We start from the raw sequence: 20,803 nt of genomic DNA on the forward strand, positions 1-20,803 counted from the left end.
ATATTTTGTTTAAATAGATTCAAGAGGTTAATTATATTCAATGCATGAAAGAATAATCGTTTTCTATTGACATGATTTGCTAGGATTATTGTGAAGGGTATTGAATAATACATTGAAAATAAATAAGATAATTCGACGATCACATGTTCTATTTATATTTGTGGTAAATATATAAAAATCAAAAAAATTATCTATCGTGAGTCAATTTGTCAGTATCGTTCATGCAGTGTGGTGCTTTCTTACCTCAATATATAATATCATATATGTATATTATATTGTCTTTCTTTGATTTTTTAGATGGGTTGGTTAAATATTATGCTGTATATTGTTGTGTTATTGATATAAAATTTATTATTTACAACTAGACTTATTGATCTTAATCGTTTTGATGGCAAAAATTTTTTGTATGAACAGGGCTTCTCCTGACGGATCAGCAGAAAAGATAATGAAGTATTATCGAGAAAAGCGTCGGAGTTGATCTTCACGTGGTGTTAACCACCCTTTTCACAAGAAGACCCTGAGAGACTTACCAGAACTCTGGCGCAGGAAAACCCGCAGAATGCAATACCTGCGCGATGGTTTGGTTGTCGGGAAAGGTGGCTTGAGGGGCGATTTCAAACAGTGGCCACAGCATGAATCCGCGGTTTTTCATATCATAGTGTGGCACTGTCAGGCGTTCAGTGTTAATCATCTCATTGCCAAACAGCATGATGTCCAGGTCCAGCGTGCGTGGTCCCCAGCGTTCAGCTTTACGCACGCGCCCTTGTTGCAACTCAATGCGTTGAGTGTGATTAAGCAACTCCTCAGGGGCGAGCGATGTTTTCAGCGCTACGGCAGCATTGAGGTAATCTGGCTGATCCTGAGGGCCAAGCGGTGGAGTGCGGTAAAACGAAGAAACGGCAAGAATGCGGCTTTCAGGAATGTCATCTAATGCTTTCAGGGCAGCATTGACCTGCTCCAGCGGAGAGGCCAGATTGCTGCCGATGGCAATATACGCCACGGTCATGCGGTGCCCTCACGACGCGGGGCACGTCTGCGCGGACGACGAGTACGACGACGCGGTGACGGTTCTTCATCCAGTTCGTTCAGCATCCCTTTTTGGGCTGGCGGCGCGGAAACCTGGAACTCACCCCACCATTTCACCAGACGCTGTAGTTCAGCGTTACGTTCAACTTCAGCGCGCAAGGCCAACAGGTCATAAGCCGCACGGAACTTAGGATGTTCCAGCAGTTTCCAGGCGCGTTTACCCTGACGTCGGGACATACGCAACTGCAACAGCCAGATATCGCGGGTTAACGTCGTCAGGCGTTTCGGGATCGCCAGTGAACGGCAGGCTTCGTCCAGCACGTCGTTCATCGCCAGCGCGAAAGCGTCGTGATAGGTCAGGCCGCTTTCCTGAGCAATTTTCTGTGCTGTTTCCAGTAGCGAATACCAGAACATGGCGGCAAACAGGAATGCCGGATTCACGCGCATATTGTTATGGATACGCGTGTCGGTATTCTTTAGCACATTCTCAATGATCCGCTCCATCGGGCTATCGCCATTTTCCGTAAAGTAGCGGGTAATGGTCGGGAACAGCGGCTGGAACAGGTGATATTCACACAGCAGTTTATAGGTTTCGTAACCGTAGCCTGCTTGTAGCAGCTTAAGAGACTCTTCAAACAGGCGCGCCGGTGGGACATCGTTCAGCAGGGTAGCGAGGCGAGGGATTGGTTCTGCGGTTTCCGGGCTGATGCGCATGCCCAGCTTGGCGGCAAAACGTACCGCGCGCAGCATACGTACCGGATCTTCACGGTAGCGCGTTTCCGGGTTACCAATCAGACGGATAACGCCGTCCTTCAGATCTTTCATGCCGCCAACGTAATCACGGACAGTAAAATCTGCCACGCTGTAATACAGGCTGTTGATAGTGAAATCGCGGCGCTGGGCGTCTTCTTCGATGGAACCGAAAATGTTGTCGCGCAGCAACATGCCGTTTTGCCCGCGTTGGGAGGTCGTGCGGTCGCTGACGTTACCTTCGTGGTGCCCACGGAAGGTCGCAACTTCGATAATCTCCGGGCCAAACATCACATGAGCCAGACGGAAACGGCGCCCCACCAGACGGCAGTTACGGAACAGTTTGCGCACCTGCTCAGGCGTGGCGTTAGTGGTCACGTCGAAATCTTTCGGCTTTTTGCCAAGTAACAGGTCGCGCACGCCGCCGCCAACCAGCCAGGCTTCGTATCCCGCTTTATTGAGCCTGTACATTACCTTCAGGGCATTTTCACTGATATCTTTGCGGGAAATAGCATGCTGCTCTCGCGGGATCACCGTCACCTGTGGACGGGCGACGGCCTGTTCAGCCTCGCTCTCCTCGCGGCTTAGCACCTTGCGGCAAAAATTAGCGACTCGGGTAAAAATAATACACCTCGGTAGTGTCAAACATCATTCAGGACAAAAAAATAGCGGCTAATCATAGCTCAGCATGAGGCATTTGAGAATGTTGAATTTACAATTGCCGACTCTGGCACGGCAGTCAGCGTCCAGTTTGTGACCGCTGACTGGAGGATTTTCTCGACGCTGAAATCCTGCCAGTGTGTTTCTGCCTGCTGACCCAGAAATTGAAGCGCCGCGATTAGTAGCGGGCGCGGATCGCCTTTCGGCAATGCAGGCGCATGATTCTGCTTGGAAAGTTTAGCGCCTTGTGGGTTAAGCGCCAGTGGCAAATGAATGTAATCTGGCACCTGCCAGCCAAAAAGCTGGTACAGCGAGATTTGCCGTACTGTCGGTTCGATCAAATCTGCACCGCGGACAATTTCGCTTACGCCCTGGAAGTGATCATCCACTACCACCGCCAGGTTATAGGCAAACAAACCATCACGGCGATGAATAATAAAATCTTCTCGCGCCAGTTTTTCGTCGGCGTGAATAATGCCGCGCAGCAGGTCAGTAAACTGGATGACCGGATGCTGCTGGCAGATACGCACTGCGGCGTTATCTGGTCCATGATGCAACTCCCGGCAGTGACCGTCGTAAATACCGCCAATGCTTTGAATACGCGCGCGCGTACAGGTGCAGTAATAACTTAGGCCTTGCTCACGTAACCAGGCGAGTGCTTCGCGATAGGCGTCGTGACGTTGCGATTGCCAGAGAACATCGCCGTCCCAGTGCAGACCGTAATGTTCCAGCTGGCGCAGGATAGTTTCTGCGGCACCGGGAACTTCACGAGGCGGGTCGATATCGTCAATGCGTACCAGCCAGCGACCTTGCCGGGCACGTGCCTGTAGATAGCTGCCAAGTGCGGCGATCAGAGAGCCAAAATGAAGTTCGCCGGAAGGTGAGGGGGCGAAGCGACCAATATACTGTGTGTCTGTCATCTCTTTGATTAAAAATAAGGCGGGAGCATTTCCCGCCTGTGGTAAATGTGATGGAACGGCTGTAATTAGCCAGCCATCTGTTTTTCACGAATTTCAGCCAGCGTTTTGCAGTCGATGCACAGATCGGCTGTCGGGCGCGCTTCCAGACGGCGAATACCAATTTCAACACCGCAGGATTCGCAGTAGCCGAAATCTTCGTCTTCCACTTTTTTCAGCGTCTTCTCGATCTTTTTGATCAGCTTACGCTCGCGATCGCGGTTACGCAGTTCGAGGCTGAACTCTTCTTCCTGGGCTGCACGGTCTACCGGATCCGGGAAGTTGGCTGCTTCATCCTGCATATGTGTAACGGTGCGATCGACTTCATCCCTGAGTTGATTACGCCATGCTTCCAGAATACGACGGAAGTGCGCCAGCTGGGCTTCGTTCATATACTCTTCGCCCGGCTTCTCCTGATATGGCTCCACCCCAGCGATGGCGAGAATACTCAGGGACGATGTTTTACGGTTTTGCCCTTCTTGCATGTTGCTTCTCCTTAACACGCACTATCGATCCCCATGTTCGGGGGAAAAATGAGGCCGCTATAAATAGCAGATGCTTTTCCGGATAGCAATTATCTAAACGTAACACTTGACAACTGTGTGAGGAAAAGCGTATTTGCGCACGCGACCAGAATGTAAATTAACCAGTTACTAACTCTACTACAATGTAACCGGCAGTGATTTTTTAAGAGCCATGCCTTCAGCAGAAAGTTCCGCTTTGTAAGCCAGAATTTCTACCCCCCTCTGTTGAGCTTCTGACAATAGTTGCGCGTATTTCTCATCGATGTGGCGCGCGGGTGAAAACCGTGTAATGGCTGAATGCAGCACGGCGAAAAAGATAACCGCACGCTGGCCCTCAGCCGCTACGCTCATCAACTCCCGAAGGTGTTTCTGGCCTCGTTCAGTGACCGCATCGGGAAAGTATCCCTGTTCGTTCTCCGCTAACGTAACCGATTTCACTTCAATATAGCAGTCTGGGCGCGAATCTGCCTGCAACATAAAGTCAATACGACTGCGCTCGGCGCCGTATTTTACTTCGCTTTTCAGTGAGCTATAGCCTGACAGTTCTGAAATTGATTCATTAAGGATAGCCTCTTTCGTCAACCTGTTAGCCCAAAGTGTATTGACGCAAATAAATGCCCCGCTCTGGCTTTGCGTTAATTCCCAGGTGTGTGGGTATTTCCGTTTGGTGTTGTCTGAAGTCGAATACCAGACGGTATCGCCAGGCGTTGCACAACCGGTCATGGCCCCCGTATTCGGGCAGTGTAGTGTTAATTCGTGACCATCGGGTGTGATCACATCGGCTAAAAAACGTTTGTAACGCTGAATTAGCGTCGCGCGCTGTAGAGGGGGAGAAAATTCCATTGCGACAATCCTTGTTATTGCGTTAGCGCCCAGCGTTTTAGTGGCGTGTAGCGTGTACGTCCACGGGCAAACGAGGAGGCATAAAGGGTGAACTCCGTCACCGCATACGACCAGTGAAAACCTGGCGGCGGGATTGTCACCGCCTCGCTGGCATCGCGCAATAAGGTGATATGTGGATGAAACGGACGATTGCTTTGAAAACAACCACTGCGGGCAGCCTGTGAACGTAGCAAGTCTGCCAACTGGATTAAGCCGCGTGGCGGCTGACGCATCCCTAACCACACCACACGCGAACGCAGCCATTGACCGGCGTCATCAAGCGTGAGTGTGAAACCGGGTTGACGAATCCGTCCGGCCAGAAGAGAAAGTGCCTTCTCTTTCTCTGCGCTCACTTCGCCTAAAAATGCCAGTGTCAGATGTAAATTATCGGCGGCGACCGGACGTCCCGCGTCAGGTGGGAACTGTGCGGCGCGCCAGTGGATAATCTGTTCGCGGATTTCTGCCGGTAAGTCAATAGCAAAGAACAGCCGTTGCGGTTCAGACATGTGAGGCACTCGGTTATGAATTACCGCGATGCTACAATGTGGCGCGAAGAATGTTAACCCTCTGGAGCGTTTTGTGTCGTCGTTGCCCGTTGCTGCCGTCTTACCTGAGTTACTTGCTGCCCTCGATGGTGCGCCGCAGGTGTTATTAAATGCGCCGACCGGGGCCGGAAAATCAACCTGGCTGCCGCTGCAACTACTGGCGCATCCTGGCATTAACGGAAAAATTATCCTGTTGGAGCCGCGTCGTCTGGCGGCGCGTAACGTTGCGCAACGACTGGCCGATCAGCTTAACGAAAAGCCAGGCGATACCGTTGGCTACCGGATGCGCGCGCAAAACTGCGTCGGGCCAGATACCCGCCTGGAAGTGGTTACTGAAGGCGTGTTGACACGCATGATTCAGCGTGACCCTGAACTGAGCGGTGTTGGGCTGGTGATCCTCGATGAATTTCATGAACGCAGTTTGCAGGCTGATCTGGCGTTGGCGCTGTTACTCGATGTGCAACACGGTCTGCGTGATGACCTTAAACTACTGATTATGTCGGCTACGCTGGATAACGACCGTTTACAGCAGATGCTGCCAGAAGCGCCTGTCGTCATCTCAGAAGGGCGCTCGTTTCCGGTTGAACGCCGTTATTTACCGCTGCCCGCTCATCAGCGTTTTGATGAAGCCGTGGCGAGTGCCACCGCCGAATTGCTGCGTCAGGAAAGCGGATCATTACTGTTATTTTTACCTGGTGTCGGAGAAATTCAGCGCGTTCAGGAACAACTGACTTCGCGCATCGGCAGTGATGTGTTGCTCTGCCCGCTTTATGGCGCGTTGTCGCTGAACGAGCAGCGAAAAGCGATCCTCCCGGCACCGCAAGGAATACGCAAAGTAGTGCTGGCGACCAATATTGCTGAAACCAGTTTAACCATCGAAGGTATTCGTCTGGTGGTGGATTGTGCTCATGAACGTGTGGCGCGCTTTGATCCGCGCACGGGGCTAACGCGACTGATGACTCAACGCGTTAGCCAGGCATCAATGACGCAACGCGCCGGGCGTGCCGGGCGTCTGGAGCCGGGTATCTGCCTGCATTTAATCGCCAAAGAACAAGCAGAACGCGCTGTTGCGCAAAGTGAACCGGAGATCTTACAAAGCGATCTCTCCGGTTTGCTGATGGAATTACTGCAATGGGGATGCAGCGATCCGACGCAGATGAGCTGGCTGGATCAACCGCCAGCGGTGAATCTACAGGCCGCGAAACGTCTGTTACAGATGCTGGGGGCGCTGGAGGGTGAACGGCTGAGCACGAAAGGGCAGAAAATGGCGACGCTGGGTAACGATCCGCGTTTAGCGGCAATGCTGGTGAGCGCAAAGAACGACGACGAAGCGGCGACCGCTGCAAAAATTGCCGCCATTCTCGAAGAGCCACCACGGATGGGCACCTGCGACATGGACTTGGCGTTTTCGCGCAATCAACCAGCCTGGCAGCAACGTAGCCAGCAACTGTTAAAGCGCTTAAACATACGCGGCGGCGAGGCAGACAGTTCACTTATCGCACCGCTACTTGCCGGGGCGTTTGCCGATCGCATTGCTCGCCGCCGTGGGCAAGATGGACGTTATCAACTGGCAAACGGCATGGGGGCGATGCTTGAGGCCGACGACGCACTAAGCCGCCACGAATGGTTGATCGCGCCGTTATTATTGCAGGGTAGCGCCTCGCCGGATGCGCGAATTTTACTGGCGCTACCGGTCGATATCGATGAATTAGTACAACGCTGTCCGCAACTGGTGCAGCAATCTGACACCGTGGAATGGGATGACGCGCAAGGTACGCTGAAAGCCTGGCGTCGGCTGCAAATCGGTCAGTTGACGATAAAAGTGCAGCCGCTGGCGAAACCTTCAGAAGACGAGTTGCATCAGGCAATGCTTAACGGCATTCGTGATAAAGGTTTAAGCGTGCTCAACTGGACGGTGGAAGCGGAACAGCTACGCTTGCGTTTGTTATGCGCCGCAAAGTGGTTGCCGGAATATGACTGGCCAGCGGTTGATGATGAAAGTTTGTTGGCGACGCTGGAAACGTGGCTGCTGCCACATATGAGCGGCGTACATTCACTACGCGGCCTGAAATCACTCGACATTTATCAGGCACTACGCGGATTACTTGATTGGGGAATGCAGCAACGTCTGGATAGTGAATTGCCTGCGCATTACACTGTGCCGACGGGAAGCCGGATCGCCATTCGTTATCATGAAGATAACCAGCCCGCGCTGGCGGTGAGAATGCAGGAGATGTTTGGTGAGGCCACCAATCCGACGATCGCCCAGGGGCGCGTGCCACTGGTGCTGGAGTTGCTTTCACCCGCCCAAAGGCCATTACAAATCACACGAGATTTGAGTGCCTTCTGGAAAGGAGCGTACCGTGAGGTGCAAAAAGAGATGAAAGGGCGTTATCCCAAACACGTCTGGCCGGACGACCCGGCAAACACGGCGCCAACGCGACGGACGAAAAAGTATTCGTGAACACCAAAGCAAATTTGAGAGATATCTTCTTCTGTCTTGTTACAGAAGAACAGAAAATTGGGCTTTTGCGCCTGAATATTGCGGAGAAAAAGCATGGCCGGGAATGATCGCGAGCCAATTGGACGCAAAAGGAAACCGACGCGTCCGGTCAAACAAAAGGTAAGCCGTCGTCGTTACGAAGATGACGATGATTACGACGATTATGATGACTATGAGGATGAAGAACCGATGCCGCGCAAAGGTAAGGGCAAAGGCAAAGGGCGTAAGCCTCGTGGCAAACGCGGCTGGTTATGGTTGCTGCTAAAACTGGCTATTGTTTTTGCCGTGCTGATCGCCATTTACGGCGTTTATCTCGATCAAAAAATTCGCAGCCGTATTGATGGCAAGGTCTGGCAACTGCCTGCGGCAGTTTATGGCCGAATGGTCAACCTTGAGCCAGACATGACCATCAGCAAGAACGAGATGGTGAAGTTGCTGGAGGCGACCCAGTATCGTCAGGTGTCGAAAATGACGCGCCCTGGCGAATTTACTGTGCAGGCCAACAGTATTGAGATGATCCGCCGTCCGTTTGATTTCCCGGACAGCAAAGAAGGACAGGTGCGTGCGCGTCTGACCTTTGATGGCGATCATCTGGCGACCATCGTCAATATGGAGAACAACCGTCAGTTCGGTTTCTTCCGTCTTGATCCGCGCCTGATCACCATGATCTCCTCGCCAAATGGTGAGCAACGTCTGTTTGTTCCGCGCAGTGGTTTCCCTGATTTGCTGGTGGATACTTTGCTGGCGACAGAAGACCGTCATTTTTACGAGCATGATGGGATCAGTCTTTACTCCATCGGACGTGCGGTGCTGGCAAACCTGACAGCCGGACGCACGGTGCAGGGAGCGAGTACGCTGACGCAACAGTTGGTGAAAAATCTGTTCCTCTCCAGCGAACGTTCTTACTGGCGTAAAGCGAACGAAGCTTACATGGCGCTGATCATGGACGCGCGTTACAGCAAAGACCGCATTCTTGAGCTGTATATGAACGAGGTGTATCTCGGTCAGAGCGGTGACAACGAAATCCGCGGCTTCCCGCTGGCGAGCCTGTATTACTTTGGTCGCCCGGTAGAAGAATTGAGCCTCGATCAGCAGGCGTTGTTGGTTGGTATGGTGAAAGGCGCGTCTATCTATAACCCGTGGCGTAACCCGAAACTGGCGCTGGAGCGACGTAATCTGGTACTGCGACTGCTGCAACAGCAACAGATTATTGATCAAGAACTCTATGACATGTTGAGTGCGCGTCCGCTGGGTGTTCAGCCGCGCGGTGGGGTAATCTCTCCACAGCCAGCCTTTATGCAACTGGTGCGTCAGGAGCTGCAGGCGAAACTGGGCGATAAGGTAAAAGATCTCTCCGGCGTGAAGATTTTCACAACCTTTGACTCTGTGGCCCAGGACGCGGCAGAAAAAGCCGCTGTGGAAGGCATTCCGGCACTGAAGAAACAGCGTAAGTTGAGCGATCTGGAAACCGCGATTGTGGTCGTCGACCGCTTTAGTGGTGAAGTTCGTGCGATGGTCGGTGGTTCTGAGCCGCAGTTTGCGGGCTACAACCGTGCGATGCAGGCGCGTCGTTCGATTGGTTCCCTTGCAAAACCGGCGACTTATCTGACGGCTTTAAGCCAGCCGAAAATCTATCGCCTGAACACGTGGATTGCGGATGCGCCAATCGCGCTGCGTCAGCCGAATGGCCAGGTCTGGTCACCGCAAAACGATGATCGCCGTTATAGCGAAAGTGGCAGAGTGATGCTGGTGGATGCGTTGACTCGTTCGATGAACGTGCCGACGGTGAATCTGGGGATGGCGCTGGGGCTGCCTGCGGTTACGGATACCTGGATTAAACTGGGCGTGCCGAAAGATCAGCTGCATCCGGTTCCGGCAATGCTGCTGGGAGCGTTGAACTTAACGCCAATTGAAGTGGCGCAGGCATTCCAGACCATCGCCAGCGGCGGTAACCGTGCACCGCTTTCTGCGCTGCGTTCGGTAATCGCGGAAGATGGCAAGGTGCTGTATCAGAGCTTCCCGCAGGCAGAACGTGCTGTTCCGGCGCAGGCGGCGTATCTGACACTATGGACCATGCAGCAGGTTGTACAACGCGGTACGGGGCGTCAGCTTGGGGCGAAATATCCAAATCTGCATCTGGCAGGCAAAACGGGGACAACCAACAACAACGTTGATACCTGGTTTGCAGGCATTGACGGCAGCACGGTGACCATCACCTGGGTAGGCCGTGATAACAACCAGCCGACTAAACTGTATGGTGCCAGCGGGGCCATGTCGATTTATCAGCGTTATCTGGCTAACCAGACGCCAACGCCGCTGAATCTTGTTCCACCAGAAGATATTGCAGATATGGGCGTGGACTACGACGGCAACTTTGTTTGCAGCGGTGGCATGCGTGTCCTACCGGTCTGGACCAGCGATCCACAATCGCTGTGCCAGCAGAGTGAGATGCAGCAGCAACCGTCAGGCAATCCATTTGATCAGTCTTCTCAGCCGCAGCAACAGCAACCTGTTCAGCAAGAGCAGAAAGACAGCGACGGTGTAGCCGGTTGGATCAAGGATATGTTTGGTAGTAATTAACGTCTCAGCGTGAAATACCGGATGGCGAGTTGCCATCCGGTAAAATAACATCCCACCTAAAGTATTAACCCTTCCTTTTCATCTGGTTGTTTATTAACCCTTCATGAACGCTCAGATTGCGTATCGCTTGCGAACCCGCCAGCGTTTCGAATACTATCTTATCTTTATAATAATCACTCTCATTTACATTATCATTCACTTCACATCAGAGATATACCAATGGCCCGTTCCAAAACTGCTCAGCCAAAACACTCACTGCGTAAAATCGCAGTTGTAGTAGCCATAGCGGTTAGCGGCATGTCTGTTTATGCACAGGCAGCGGTTGAACCGAAAGAAGACACTATCACCGTTACCGCTGCACCTGCGCCGCAAGAAAGCGCATGGGGGCCAGCTGCAACTATTGCTGCGCGACAGTCTGCTACCGGCACCAAAACCGATACGCCGATTCAAAAAGTGCCACAGTCTATTTCTGTTGTGACTGCCGAAGAGATGGCGCTGCATCAGCCTAAGTCAGTAAAAGAGGCGCTTAGCTACACCCCAGGCGTTGCCGTGGGAACTCGTGGCGCATCCAACACCTACGACTACCTGATCATCCGTGGTTTCGCGGCTGACGGCCAAAGCCAGAACAACTATCTGAATGGCCTGAAGATGCAGGGTAACTTCTATAACGATGCAGTTATTGATCCGTATATGCTGGAACGTGCTGAAATTATGCGTGGTCCGGTTTCCGTGCTTTACGGTAAAAGCAGTCCTGGTGGCCTGTTGAACATGGTTAGCAAGCGCCCGACCACGGAACCATTGAAAGAAGTTCAGTTTAAAGCCGGTACTGACAGCCTGTTCCAGACTGGTTTTGACTTCAGCGATGCACTGGATGATGACGGCGTTTACTCTTATCGCCTGACCGGTCTTGCGCGTTCTGCCAATGCCCAGCAGAAGGGCGCTGAAGAGCAGCGTTATGCTATTGCTCCAGCGTTCACCTGGCGTCCGAATGATAAAACCAATTTCACTTTCCTTTCTTACTTCCAGAATGAACCGGAAACCGGTTATTACGGCTGGTTGCCGAAAGAGGGGACGGTTGACACGTTGCCGAACGGTAAGCGTCTGCCGACAGACTTTAACGATGGGGCGAAAAACAACACCTATTCTCGTAATGAGAAAATGGTGGGCTACAGCTTCGACCACGAATTTAACGATACTTTTACTGTGCGTCAGAACTTGCGCTTTGCTGAAAACAAAACCTCGCAAAATAGCGTTTATGGTTACGGCGTCTGCTCCGATCCGGCGAATGTTTACAGCAAACAGTGTGCCGCTTTAGCGCCAGCCGATAAAGGTCACTACCTGGCACGTAAATACGTTGTTGATGATGAGAAGCTGCAAAACTTCTCCGTTGATACCCAGTTGCAGAGCAAGTTTGCCACCGGCGATATCGACCATACCCTGCTGACGGGTGTCGATTTCATGCGAATGCGTAATGACATCAACGCCTGGTTTGGTTACGACGACTCCGTACCGCTGCTCGATCTGTACAATCCGGTGAATACCGATTTCGATTTCAATGCCAAAGACCCGGATAACTCCGGCCCTTACCAAATCCTGAATAAGCAAAAGCAAACAGGCGTTTATGTTCAGGATCAGGCTCAGTGGGATAACGTGCTCGTCACACTGGGAGGTCGTTATGACTGGGCAGATCAAGAGTCTTTCAATCGCGTTTCAGGTAATACCGATAAACGTGATGATAAACAGTTCACCTGGCGTGGTGGTGTTAACTACCTGTTCGACAACGGCGTAACGCCGTATTTCAGCTACAGTGAATCGTTTGAACCTGCTTCACAGACGGGTGAAAGTGGTAACATTTTTGCACCGTCAAAAGGCAAACAGTATGAAGTCGGCGTGAAATATGTGCCAGAAGATCGCCCAATTGTGGTGACTGGCGCGCTGTATCAGCTCACCAAAACCAACAACCTGATGGCGGACCCGAATGGTTCATATTTCTCGGTTTAAGGCGGTGAGATTCGTGCGCGTGGCGTGGAACTGGAAGCGAAAGCAGCGTTGTCGGCGAGCGTTAACGTGGTTGGTTCGTACACCTATACCGATGCGGAATTTACTACTGACACCAACTACAAAGGCAATACGCCTGCACAGGTGCCAAAACATATGGCATCCTTATGGGCTGACTATACCTTCTTTGAAGGCTCGCTCTCTGGTTTAACGCTGGGTACTGGTGGTCGTTATACTGGCTCCAGCTATGGTGATCCGGCTAACTCCTTTAAAGTGGGAAGTTATACGGTCGTGGATGCGTTAGTGCGTTATGATCTGGCGCGAGTCGGCATGGCGGGCTCCAACGTGGCGCTGCATGTCAACAACCTGTTCGATCGTGAATACGTCGCCAGCTGCTTTAACACTTATGGCTGCTTCTGGGGCGCAGAACGTCAGGTCGTTGCAACCGCAACCTTCCGTTTCTAATTTCTCTTTTGGGGCACGGATTTCCGTGCCCATTTCACAAGTTGGCTGTTATGCAGGAATACACGAATCATTCCGATACCACTTTTGCACTGCGTAATATCTCCTTTCGTGTGCCCGGGCGCACGCTTTTGCATCCGCTGTCGTTAACCTTTCCAGCCGGGAAAGTGACCGGTCTGATTGGTCACAACGGTTCTGGTAAATCCACGCTGTTAAAAATGTTGGGCCGTCATCAGCCACCGTCGGAAGGGGAGATTCTTCTGGATGCCCAGCCGCTGGAAAGCTGGAACAGCAAAGCGTTTGCCCGCAAAGTGGCTTATTTGCCGCAGCAACTTCCCCCGGCTGAAGGGATGACGGTGCGTGAACTGGTGGCGATTGGCCGTTACCCGTGGCATGGCGCGCTGGGGCGCTTTGGCGTGGCAGATCGCGAAAAGGTCGAGGAAGCTATCGCGCTGGTTGGGTTAAAATCGCTGGCGCATCGACTGGTCGATAGCCTCTCTGGCGGCGAACGTCAGCGGGCGTGGATCGCCATGCTGGTAGCGCAGGATAGCCGCTGTCTGTTGCTGGACGAACCAACCTCGGCGCTGGATATCGCCCACCAGGTTGATGTACTGGCGCTGGTGCACCGTTTAAGTCAGGAACGTGGCCTGACGGTCATTGCCGTGCTGCATGATATCAATATGGCGGCGCGCTACTGTGATTATCTGGTTGCTCTGCGCGGCGGTGAAATGATTGCGCAGGGAACGCCTGCGGAAATGATGCGCGGCGAAACCCTCGAAATGATTTATGGCATCCCGATGGGGATTTTGCCGCATCCGGCGGGTGCTGCACCTGTGAGTTTTGTTTATTGATGAGCGGCTTACCTCTAATTTCGCGCCGTCGACTGTTAACGGCGATGGCACTTACTCCGTTGTTATGGCAGATGAATACCGCCCGCGCGGCGGCTATTGATCTTAATCGTATTGTGGCGCTGGAGTGGTTGCCGGTGGAATTACTGCTGGCGCTCGGCATCGTGCCTTACGGCGTGGCAGATACCATTAGCTATCGCTTGTGGGTCAGCGAACCGCCATTGCCGGAATCGGTAATTGACGTTGGTTTGCGTACAGAACCTAACCTCGAATTGCTGACCGAAATGAAACCGTCGTTTATGGTCTGGTCGGCGGGATATGGCCCTTCACCAGAAATGCTGGCACGCATTGCGCCGGGGCGCGGATTTAACTTCAGCGATGGCAAAAAGCCGCTGGCGATGGCGCGTAAATCGCTGACGGAAATGGCAAATTTACTTAACCTGCAAAGCGCAGCCGAAACGCATTTAGCGCAATATGAAGATGTTATTCGCAGTATGAAACCTCGCTTTGTGAAGCGTGGTGCACGCCCGTTATTACTGACGACGCTTATCGATCCGCGCCATATGCTGGTCTTCGGTCCAAACAGCTTGTTCCAGGAAATTCTCGATGAATACGGCATCCCAAATGCCTGGCAGGGGGAAACCAACTTCTGGGGCAGTACCGCCGTCAGTATCGATCGTCTGGCAGCGTATAAAGACGTTGATGTGCTCTGTTTTGATCATGACAACAGCAAAGACATGGACGCGCTAATGGCAACCCCGCTGTGGCAGGCAATGCCGTTTGTCCGTGCTGGACGCTTTCAGCGCGTACCCGCCGTCTGGTTCTATGGCGCGACACTCTCGGCAATGCACTTTGTGCGCGTTCTGGACAACGCCATTGGAGGTAAAGCGTGAGTAAACGTATTGCGCTTTTCCCGGCATTATTGCTGGCGCTGCTGGTGATTGTCGCTACGGCGCTGACCTGGATGAACTTCTCGCAGGCGCTGCCGCGTAGCCAGTGGGCGCAGGCTGCCTGGTCGCCGGATATTGACCTCATCGAGCAGATGATTTTTCACTACAGCTTGCTGCCGCGTCTGACGATTTCTCTACTGGTGGGCGCGGGTCTGGGGCTGGTGGGCGTACTGTTTCAGCAAGTGCTGCGTAACCCGCTGGCAGAACCGACGACGCTGGGCGTTGCTACAGGCGCGCAACTGGGAATTACCGTCACTACGCTCTGGGCGATCCCTGGGGCGATGGCGAGCCAGTTTGCCGCGCTGGCAGGCGCTTGCGTCGTTGGCTTAATCGTCTTTGGCGTCGCGTGGGGGAAACGGCTTTCGCCGGTAACGCTGATCCTCGCAGGGCTGGTAGTGAGCCTTTATTGCGGGGCAATTAATCAGTTACTGGTTATCTTCCATCACGACCAGCTGCAAAGCATGTTCCTGTGGAGTACTGGAACGCTGACGCAAACCGACTGGGGTGGCGTTGAGCGTTTATGGCCGCAGCTGCTGGGCGGCGTGATGCTGACGTTGCTACTACTTCGCCCGTTAACCCTGATGGGGCTTGATGATGGTGTGGCGCGTAATCTCGGACTGGCCTTGTCGCTGGCGCGTCTGGCGGCACTGTCGTTGGCGATAGTCATCAGTGCTCTGCTGGTGAACGCGGTAGGGATTATCGGCTTTATCGGTTTGTTCGCGCCGCTGCTGGCAAAAATGCTGGGCGCGCGGCGACTGCTGCCAAGACTGCTGCTGGCGTCGCTGATTGGTGCATTGATCCTCTGGCTTTCCGATCAAATCATCCTCTGGCTGACTCGTGTGTGGATGGAGGTTTCCACCGGTTCAGTCACTGCACTGATTGGTGCGCCGATACTGCTGTGGCTGCTGCCGCGTTTACGCAGCATTAGCGCGCCAGATATGAAGGTTAACGATCGGGTCGCTGCTGAACGCCAACATGTGCTGGCGTTTGCCCTTGCGGGCGGCGTACTGCTGGTGATTGCCGTGCTGGTGTCGCTGTCGTTTGGTCGAGATGCGCACGGCTGGGCGTGGGCAAGCGGGGCGTTGTTCGAGGATTTGATGCCTTGGCGCTGGCCACGAATTATGGCAGCACTGTTTGCGGGTGTGATGCTGGCGGTGGCGGGTTGCATTATCCAGCGGCTGACCGGAAACCCGATGGCAAGCCCCGAAGTGCTGGGGATTAGCTCCGGCGCGGCGTTTGGCGTGGTGCTGATGCTGTTTTTAGTGCCAGGTAATGCCTTTGGTTGGTTGCTGCCTGCGGGGAGCCTCGGTGCGGCGGCGACGCTGCTGATCATTATGCTTGCTGCCGGGCGCGGTGGATTTTCCCCACACCGCATGTTACTGGCGGGGATGGCGTTAAGCACCGCGTTCAGCATGCTTTTGATGATGTTGCAGGCAAGTGGTGACCCGCGAATGGCGCAAGTGCTGACCTGGATCTCTGGTTCGACCTACAACGCCACCGATGCGCAGGTCTGGCGTACCGGAATTGTGATGGTGATTTTGCTGGCAATTACCCCGCTGTGCCGCCGCTGGCTGACCATTCTACCGCTGGGCGGTGATACCGCACGAGCCGTGGGAATGGCGCTGACGCCGACGCGAATTGCACTGCTGCTGTTAGCGGCTTGCCTGACGGCGACCGCGACGATGACCATTGGACCATTGAGTTTTGTCGGTTTAATGGCTCCGCATATGGCACGGATGATGGGCTTTCGACGGACGATGCCGCACATCGTGATTTCGGCGCTGGTGGGAGGATTACTGCTGGTGTTCGCTGACTGGTGTGGGCGAATGGTGCTGTTTCCATTCCAGATCCCAGCGGGGCTGCTGTCGACCTTTATCGGCGCGCCGTATTTTATCTATTTGTTGAGAAAGCAGAGCCGTTAATTTTTCCATATAACGGCCCTTAACTCCTGGATGGATAAAGCGTTTACGCGGCAAAGGATGCCCGATGCGACGCTGGGGCGTCTTATCGGGCCTATAAACGCTCCTGATCTGTAGGTCGGATAAGGCGTTTACGCCGCATCCGACAAACAATGCGGGATCACAACGTCGCAAACACCCGACGTGCAGCATCGATGGTGTTATTGATATCTTCCATGCTGTGCGCCACAGACATAAAGCCCGCTTCAAACGCCGACGGTGCCAGGTAAACACCTTCATCCAGCATCATATGGAAGAAACGTTTAAAGCGCTCGACGTCACAGGCCATTACGTCCTGATAGCACGTCACGGACTTGGCGTCGGTAAAGAAGATACCGAACATGCCGCCGACGTGGTTTACCACCAGCGGAATACCCGCTTCTTCTGCCGCTTCCAGCAGACCTTCTGCCAGACGCGTTGTCAGCTCATCCAGCGTCTCGTGAACGCCCGGCTGTGCGACCTCATTCAGACAGGCAAAACCGGCTGCCATCGCAATCGGGTTACCGGAAAGCGTACCCGCCTGATAGACCGGACCGGTCGGGGCCAGCGCATCCATTACATCACGACGACCACCGAATGCGCCTACCGGCATTCCACCGCCGATGATTTTGCCCAGGCAGGTGAGATCTGGCACTACGCCGTAATAATCCTGTGCGCCAGCCAGCGCCACGCGGAAACCGGTCATCACTTCATCGATGATCAGCAACGCACCAAATTCGTCGCACAGCGCGCGCAGACCCGGCAGGAACTCTGGCAGCGGTGGAACACAGTTCATATTGCCGGCCACCGGCTCGACGATAATACAGGCAATTTCTTGCGGGTATTGCTCAAACGCGGCGCGTACAGAAGCCAGATCGTTATAAGTACATGTTAAGGTATGTTTGGCGAAATCTGCCGGAACGCCCGGCGAGTTTGGCTGACCTAAGGTGAGTGCGCCAGAACCGGCTTTTACCAGCAGGCAGTCAGCGTGACCGTGGTAGCAACCTTCGAATTTAATGATTTTGTCGCGACCGGTAAAACCACGGGCCAGACGGATGGCGCTCATCGTCGCCTCGGTGCCGGAGTTCACCATGCGCACCATATCCATGGTCGGGACCAGTTCGGTCACCCGTTGCGCCATTTTCACTTCCATTTCGGTCGGTGCGCCAAAGCTCAGACCGCGCCCGGCGGCTTCTATCACAGCATTGCGGATCGCCGGATGGTTATGACCCAGCACCATCGGCCCCCAGGAACCGACATAATCGATATAGGCTTTGCCATCTACATCGTACAGATAAGCGCCGTCCGCTTTTTCGATAAACAGTGGAGTGCCGCCCACGCCAGTAAAGGCGCGAACAGGGGAGTTCACACCGCCAGGGATCAGCTCGCGCGCTGCGCTGTAAAGATTTTCAGACTTACTCATGGAGGGGTCCTGATTCGTAGAAAAAGTGAATGGCTGCTATTCTATGTTATTCATAACAAGTTAAATACTCGTCAAACATCAGGTTGCTTGTACAGGTGCAATCCTGATTTCTTAGAGTATAAAAGTTTTGTGCATTTGAAACATTACGCTTTGCAAAGGATTTTCATGGAACGTGCGAGTAAAATGCCGTCATCTTATTTGTATGACCAATAAGTGATCATTGGATGAAAACTGATACTCCCTCTTTAGAAACACCGCAGGCTGCGCGTCTGCGACGCAGACAACTGATTCGCCAACTTCTTGAGCGCGATAAAACCCCATTAGCTATTTTGTTTATGGCGGCAGTCGTCGGCACGCTTGTCGGGCTGGCGGCGGTTGCTTTTGATAAAGGCGTCACCTGGTTGCAGAACCAGCGTATGGGGGCGCTGGTACATACTGCTGATAATTATCCACTTCTGTTAACCGTCGCTTTTCTCTGTTCGGCGGTGTTGGCGATGTTCGGCTACTTTTTGGTGCGCAAATACGCGCCGGAAGCAGGTGGTTCGGGTATCCCGGAAATTGAAGGGGCGCTGGAAGATCAACGTCCCGTTCGCTGGTGGCGTGTATTGCCGGTGAAATTCTTTGGCGGGCTGGGGACACTCGGCGGCGGCATGGTGCTGGGGCGCGAAGGGCCAACCGTGCAGCTCGGCGGTAATATCGGTCGGATGGTGCTTGATATTTTTCGCCTGAAAGGTGACGAAGCTCGCCATACGCTGCTGGCAACCGGTGCAGCTGCCGGGCTTGCGGCGGCCTTTAACGCGCCGCTGGCAGGGATTCTGTTTATTATCGAAGAGATGCGTCCGCAGTTTCGCTATACATTAATTTCGATTAAAGCGGTATTTATTGGCGTCATTATGTCGACCATTATGTACCGGATTTTTAATCATGAAGTTGCATTGATTGACGTCGGTAAACTTTCTGACGCGCCGCTTAATACGCTATGGCTTTATCTAATCCTCGGTATTATTTTTGGCATTTTCGGCCCTATTTTTAATAAATGGGTGCTGGGGATGCAGGATTTGCTGCACCGTGTGCACGGCGGCAATATTACCAAATGGGTGCTAATGGGCGGTGCAATTGGCGGTCTGTGTGGATTGCTGGGGTTTGTGGCACCAGCAACTTCGGGCGGCGGTTTTAACCTGATTCCTATCGCAACGGCGGGAAATTTCAGCATGGGAATGCTGGTGTTTATCTTCGTCGCGCGGATCATTACCACCTTACTCTGCTTCTCTTCCGGCGCGCCGGGCGGTATTTTTGCCCCGATGCTGGCGCTGGGTACTGTGCTGGGAACCGCTTTCGGAATGGTTGCCGTTGAGCTGTTTCCGCAATATCACCTTGAGGCGGGGACGTTTGCTATTGCCGGAATGGGGGCGTTACTGGCGGCATCTATTCGCGCGCCGCTAACGGGGATTATCCTGGTTCTGGAGATGACCGATAACTACCAGCTCATTTTGCCAATGATTATTACCGGTCTTGGCGCAACACTATTGGCACAATTTACCGGCGGGAAACCGCTATACTCGGCGATTCTTGCGCGCACACTGGCAAAACAGGAAGCTGAGCAACTGGCGCGAAGCAAGGCCGCATCAGCCAGCGAGAATACTTGAACGAAATACCAGGGTATTAGATAATGGCGATTATTATTGGGTTAGAATTTGCCCAATTGCCGATGTCGTTTGGAGCAAAATATGAGTGATGACGTAGCACTGCCGCTGGAGTTTACCGATGCAGCAGCCAACAAAGTTAAAAGCCTGATCGCTGACGAAGATAACCCGAATCTGAAATTACGCGTGTATATCACCGGTGGTGGTTGCAGCGGCTTCCAGTATGGTTTCACCTTTGATGATCAGGTGAACGAAGGTGATATGACCATCGAAAAACAGGGCGTTGGCCTGGTGGTTGACCCGATGAGCCTGCAATATCTGGTCGGCGGTTCCGTTGACTATACCGAAGGTCTGGAAGGTTCTCGTTTCATCGTGACCAACCCGAACGCGAAAAGCACCTGCGGTTGCGGTTCTTCCTTCAGCATCTAAACTGTTGTTCATGTGCCGGATAAGCTATCCGGCATATCTTCTCTCTTCAACGCCCATTCTCATCCAGCGCAAACGTCGGTAGCTTAAGGTGCCAACGAATAGCCGCCAGCCGAATCAATAGCGTCACGACCATGCCCATCATACTGGCTGTTTCCAGTGGTACGGAAAATGTGTAATAAGCCGTAGCGTGCACAATACCGCCGATAATACAGGCTGTTGCGTAGATTTCTGTGCGTAAAATCATGGGGATTTCGCGGGCCAGTACATCACGAATGATCCCGCCGCCAACGCCAGTAATGACGCCCATACAGACCGCGATTAACGGACCAGCTTCCGCATTAAAGGCTTTATTCACGCCAATACCGACAAACACCGCCAGACCAACGGCATCCAGCACCGGCAACATCCATTTTGGTAAGCGTCTTGGCTGGCGCACCAGCACGATGGTCAGCATGCTGGTGACCATTGCAACGACCAGATCGGTGGGATCTTTCACCCAAAATACCGGGCCGTGATCCAGCGCCATGTCGCGAATTGTCCCGCCGCCTACTGCGGTAACCACGCCCAATACCAGGACACCAAAAGGGTCCATACGCAATTTTCCGGCGAGTAAAACGCCGGAGATGGCAAATACCGCTGTGCCGACTATATCCAGCCAATAGACGAGCATTGTTCTATCCCCACTGA

17 protein-coding genes and 1 pseudogene are annotated in these 20,803 nt (G+C 53.3%); 10 read left to right on the plus strand and 8 right to left on the minus strand.

Annotated features, from left to right (window positions below; genetic code table 11):
* Window positions 1–526 precede the first annotated feature (526 nt).
* From folK to thpR, 6 genes are all read right to left on the minus strand, one after another.
* Complete coding sequence (gene folK, locus A7090_RS02105; protein ID WP_105272846.1) at window positions 527–1,006, minus strand: 2-amino-4-hydroxy-6-hydroxymethyldihydropteridine diphosphokinase; 480 nt, start codon at window positions 1,004–1,006, stop codon at window positions 527–529.
* The gene (gene pcnB / locus A7090_RS02110) at window positions 1,003–2,400 is read right to left on the minus strand and encodes a polynucleotide adenylyltransferase PcnB (protein WP_206748387.1); all 1,398 of its coding nucleotides are present in this window, start codon (window positions 2,398–2,400) and stop codon (window positions 1,003–1,005) included. The genes folK and pcnB overlap by 4 nt, the downstream gene beginning before the upstream one ends.
* 59 nt (window positions 2,401–2,459) lie before the next feature.
* Window positions 2,460–3,356, minus strand: coding sequence for a tRNA glutamyl-Q(34) synthetase GluQRS (gene gluQRS, locus A7090_RS02115; RefSeq protein ID WP_105272848.1), 897 nt, complete (start codon window positions 3,354–3,356; stop codon window positions 2,460–2,462).
* A 65-nt stretch (window positions 3,357–3,421) separates the two neighbouring features.
* Window positions 3,422–3,877: an RNA polymerase-binding protein DksA gene (gene dksA / locus A7090_RS02120; protein WP_001155227.1), complete on the minus strand. Its 456-nt coding sequence runs from the start codon at window positions 3,875–3,877 to the stop codon at window positions 3,422–3,424.
* Between the two features lie 177 nt (window positions 3,878–4,054).
* Window positions 4,055–4,759 (minus strand): DNA/RNA nuclease SfsA, encoded by a 705-nt coding sequence (gene sfsA / locus A7090_RS02125; protein WP_105272849.1) that lies wholly within the window; start codon window positions 4,757–4,759, stop codon window positions 4,055–4,057.
* A gap of 14 nt (window positions 4,760–4,773) precedes the next feature.
* Window positions 4,774–5,304: an RNA 2',3'-cyclic phosphodiesterase gene (gene thpR, locus A7090_RS02130; protein ID WP_105272850.1), complete on the minus strand. Its 531-nt coding sequence runs from the start codon at window positions 5,302–5,304 to the stop codon at window positions 4,774–4,776.
* 73 nt (window positions 5,305–5,377) lie between these two features.
* Between thpR and hrpB the strand changes: the two genes are divergently transcribed.
* From hrpB to fhuB, 6 genes and pseudogenes are all read left to right on the plus strand, one after another.
* Window positions 5,378–7,807 carry an ATP-dependent helicase HrpB gene (gene hrpB / locus A7090_RS02135; protein WP_105272851.1) on the plus strand — a complete coding sequence of 810 codons (2,430 nt, stop codon included), beginning with the start codon at window positions 5,378–5,380 and terminating at the stop codon, window positions 7,805–7,807.
* Between the two features lie 93 nt (window positions 7,808–7,900).
* Window positions 7,901–10,426 carry a bifunctional glycosyl transferase/transpeptidase gene (mrcB, locus tag A7090_RS02140; RefSeq protein ID WP_105272852.1) on the plus strand — a complete coding sequence of 842 codons (2,526 nt, stop codon included), beginning with the start codon at window positions 7,901–7,903 and terminating at the stop codon, window positions 10,424–10,426.
* Between the two features lie 219 nt (window positions 10,427–10,645).
* Window positions 10,646–12,889, plus strand: a pseudogene (gene fhuA / locus A7090_RS02145) (ferrichrome porin FhuA).
* A gap of 50 nt (window positions 12,890–12,939) precedes the next feature.
* Window positions 12,940–13,737 (plus strand): Fe3+-hydroxamate ABC transporter ATP-binding protein FhuC, encoded by a 798-nt coding sequence (gene fhuC / locus A7090_RS02150; protein ID WP_105272853.1) that lies wholly within the window; start codon window positions 12,940–12,942, stop codon window positions 13,735–13,737.
* Window positions 13,737–14,627 (plus strand): Fe(3+)-hydroxamate ABC transporter substrate-binding protein FhuD, encoded by an 891-nt coding sequence (gene fhuD, locus A7090_RS02155; protein ID WP_105272854.1) that lies wholly within the window; start codon window positions 13,737–13,739, stop codon window positions 14,625–14,627. Before fhuC ends, fhuD begins: the two co-directional genes overlap by 1 nt.
* Complete coding sequence (gene fhuB, locus A7090_RS02160; protein ID WP_105272855.1) at window positions 14,624–16,606, plus strand: Fe(3+)-hydroxamate ABC transporter permease FhuB; 1,983 nt, start codon at window positions 14,624–14,626, stop codon at window positions 16,604–16,606. The genes fhuD and fhuB overlap by 4 nt, the downstream gene beginning before the upstream one ends.
* Window positions 16,607–16,763: 157 nt before the next feature.
* On the opposite strand, the gene hemL is transcribed toward fhuB, so the two are convergent.
* Window positions 16,764–18,044 carry a glutamate-1-semialdehyde 2,1-aminomutase gene (gene hemL / locus A7090_RS02165; protein WP_105272856.1) on the minus strand — a complete coding sequence of 427 codons (1,281 nt, stop codon included), beginning with the start codon at window positions 18,042–18,044 and terminating at the stop codon, window positions 16,764–16,766.
* Between the two features lie 165 nt (window positions 18,045–18,209).
* Between hemL and yadX the strand changes: the two genes are divergently transcribed.
* Genes yadX through erpA form a run of 4 tightly spaced genes read left to right on the plus strand, consistent with a single transcriptional unit; the run spans window position 18,210 to window position 20,116 of the window.
* Complete coding sequence (gene yadX, locus A7090_RS26410) at window positions 18,210–18,257, plus strand: protein YadX (RefSeq protein ID WP_211180485.1); 48 nt, start codon at window positions 18,210–18,212, stop codon at window positions 18,255–18,257.
* An 11-nt stretch (window positions 18,258–18,268) separates the two neighbouring features.
* The gene (clcA, locus tag A7090_RS02170) at window positions 18,269–19,690 is read left to right on the plus strand and encodes a H(+)/Cl(-) exchange transporter ClcA (protein ID WP_105272857.1); all 1,422 of its coding nucleotides are present in this window, start codon (window positions 18,269–18,271) and stop codon (window positions 19,688–19,690) included.
* Between the two features lie 23 nt (window positions 19,691–19,713).
* Window positions 19,714–19,779: a small protein YadW gene (gene yadW / locus A7090_RS25675; protein ID WP_120795373.1), complete on the plus strand. Its 66-nt coding sequence runs from the start codon at window positions 19,714–19,716 to the stop codon at window positions 19,777–19,779.
* Entirely contained in the window at window positions 19,772–20,116 is a 345-nt protein-coding gene (gene erpA, locus A7090_RS02175) for an iron-sulfur cluster insertion protein ErpA (protein WP_001295564.1), read from the plus strand. The genes yadW and erpA overlap by 8 nt, the downstream gene beginning before the upstream one ends.
* A 46-nt stretch (window positions 20,117–20,162) precedes the next feature.
* Here the strand turns inward: erpA and A7090_RS02180 are convergent, their stop codons facing one another.
* Window positions 20,163–20,786: a TRIC cation channel family protein gene (locus A7090_RS02180; protein WP_000964221.1), complete on the minus strand. Its 624-nt coding sequence runs from the start codon at window positions 20,784–20,786 to the stop codon at window positions 20,163–20,165.
* Window positions 20,787–20,803: the final 17 nt, after the last annotated feature.

This window comes from Escherichia sp. MOD1-EC7003 (genome assembly GCF_002965065.1).
Lineage (GTDB): Bacteria > Pseudomonadota > Gammaproteobacteria > Enterobacterales > Enterobacteriaceae > Escherichia.

What these genes read in the sequence shown, in the direction of transcription:
- fhuD (WP_105272854.1), top strand. Translation starts at nt 13,737, where the DNA reads ATGAGCGGCTTACCTCTAATTTCGCGCCGTCGACTGTTAACGGCGATG.
- folK (WP_105272846.1), bottom strand. Translation starts at nt 1,006, where the DNA reads ATGACCGTGGCGTATATTGCCATCGGCAGCAATCTGGCCTCTCCGCTG.
- A7090_RS02180 (WP_000964221.1), bottom strand. Translation starts at nt 20,786, where the DNA reads ATGCTCGTCTATTGGCTGGATATAGTCGGCACAGCGGTATTTGCCATC.
- dksA (WP_001155227.1), bottom strand. Translation starts at nt 3,877, where the DNA reads ATGCAAGAAGGGCAAAACCGTAAAACATCGTCCCTGAGTATTCTCGCC.
- erpA (WP_001295564.1), top strand. Translation starts at nt 19,772, where the DNA reads ATGAGTGATGACGTAGCACTGCCGCTGGAGTTTACCGATGCAGCAGCC.
- fhuC (WP_105272853.1), top strand. Translation starts at nt 12,940, where the DNA reads ATGCAGGAATACACGAATCATTCCGATACCACTTTTGCACTGCGTAAT.
- hemL (WP_105272856.1), bottom strand. Translation starts at nt 18,044, where the DNA reads ATGAGTAAGTCTGAAAATCTTTACAGCGCAGCGCGCGAGCTGATCCCT.
- thpR (WP_105272850.1), bottom strand. Translation starts at nt 5,304, where the DNA reads ATGTCTGAACCGCAACGGCTGTTCTTTGCTATTGACTTACCGGCAGAA.
- gluQRS (WP_105272848.1), bottom strand. Translation starts at nt 3,356, where the DNA reads ATGACAGACACACAGTATATTGGTCGCTTCGCCCCCTCACCTTCCGGC.
- mrcB (WP_105272852.1), top strand. Translation starts at nt 7,901, where the DNA reads ATGGCCGGGAATGATCGCGAGCCAATTGGACGCAAAAGGAAACCGACG.
- clcA (WP_105272857.1), top strand. Translation starts at nt 18,269, where the DNA reads ATGAAAACTGATACTCCCTCTTTAGAAACACCGCAGGCTGCGCGTCTG.
- sfsA (WP_105272849.1), bottom strand. Translation starts at nt 4,759, where the DNA reads ATGGAATTTTCTCCCCCTCTACAGCGCGCGACGCTAATTCAGCGTTAC.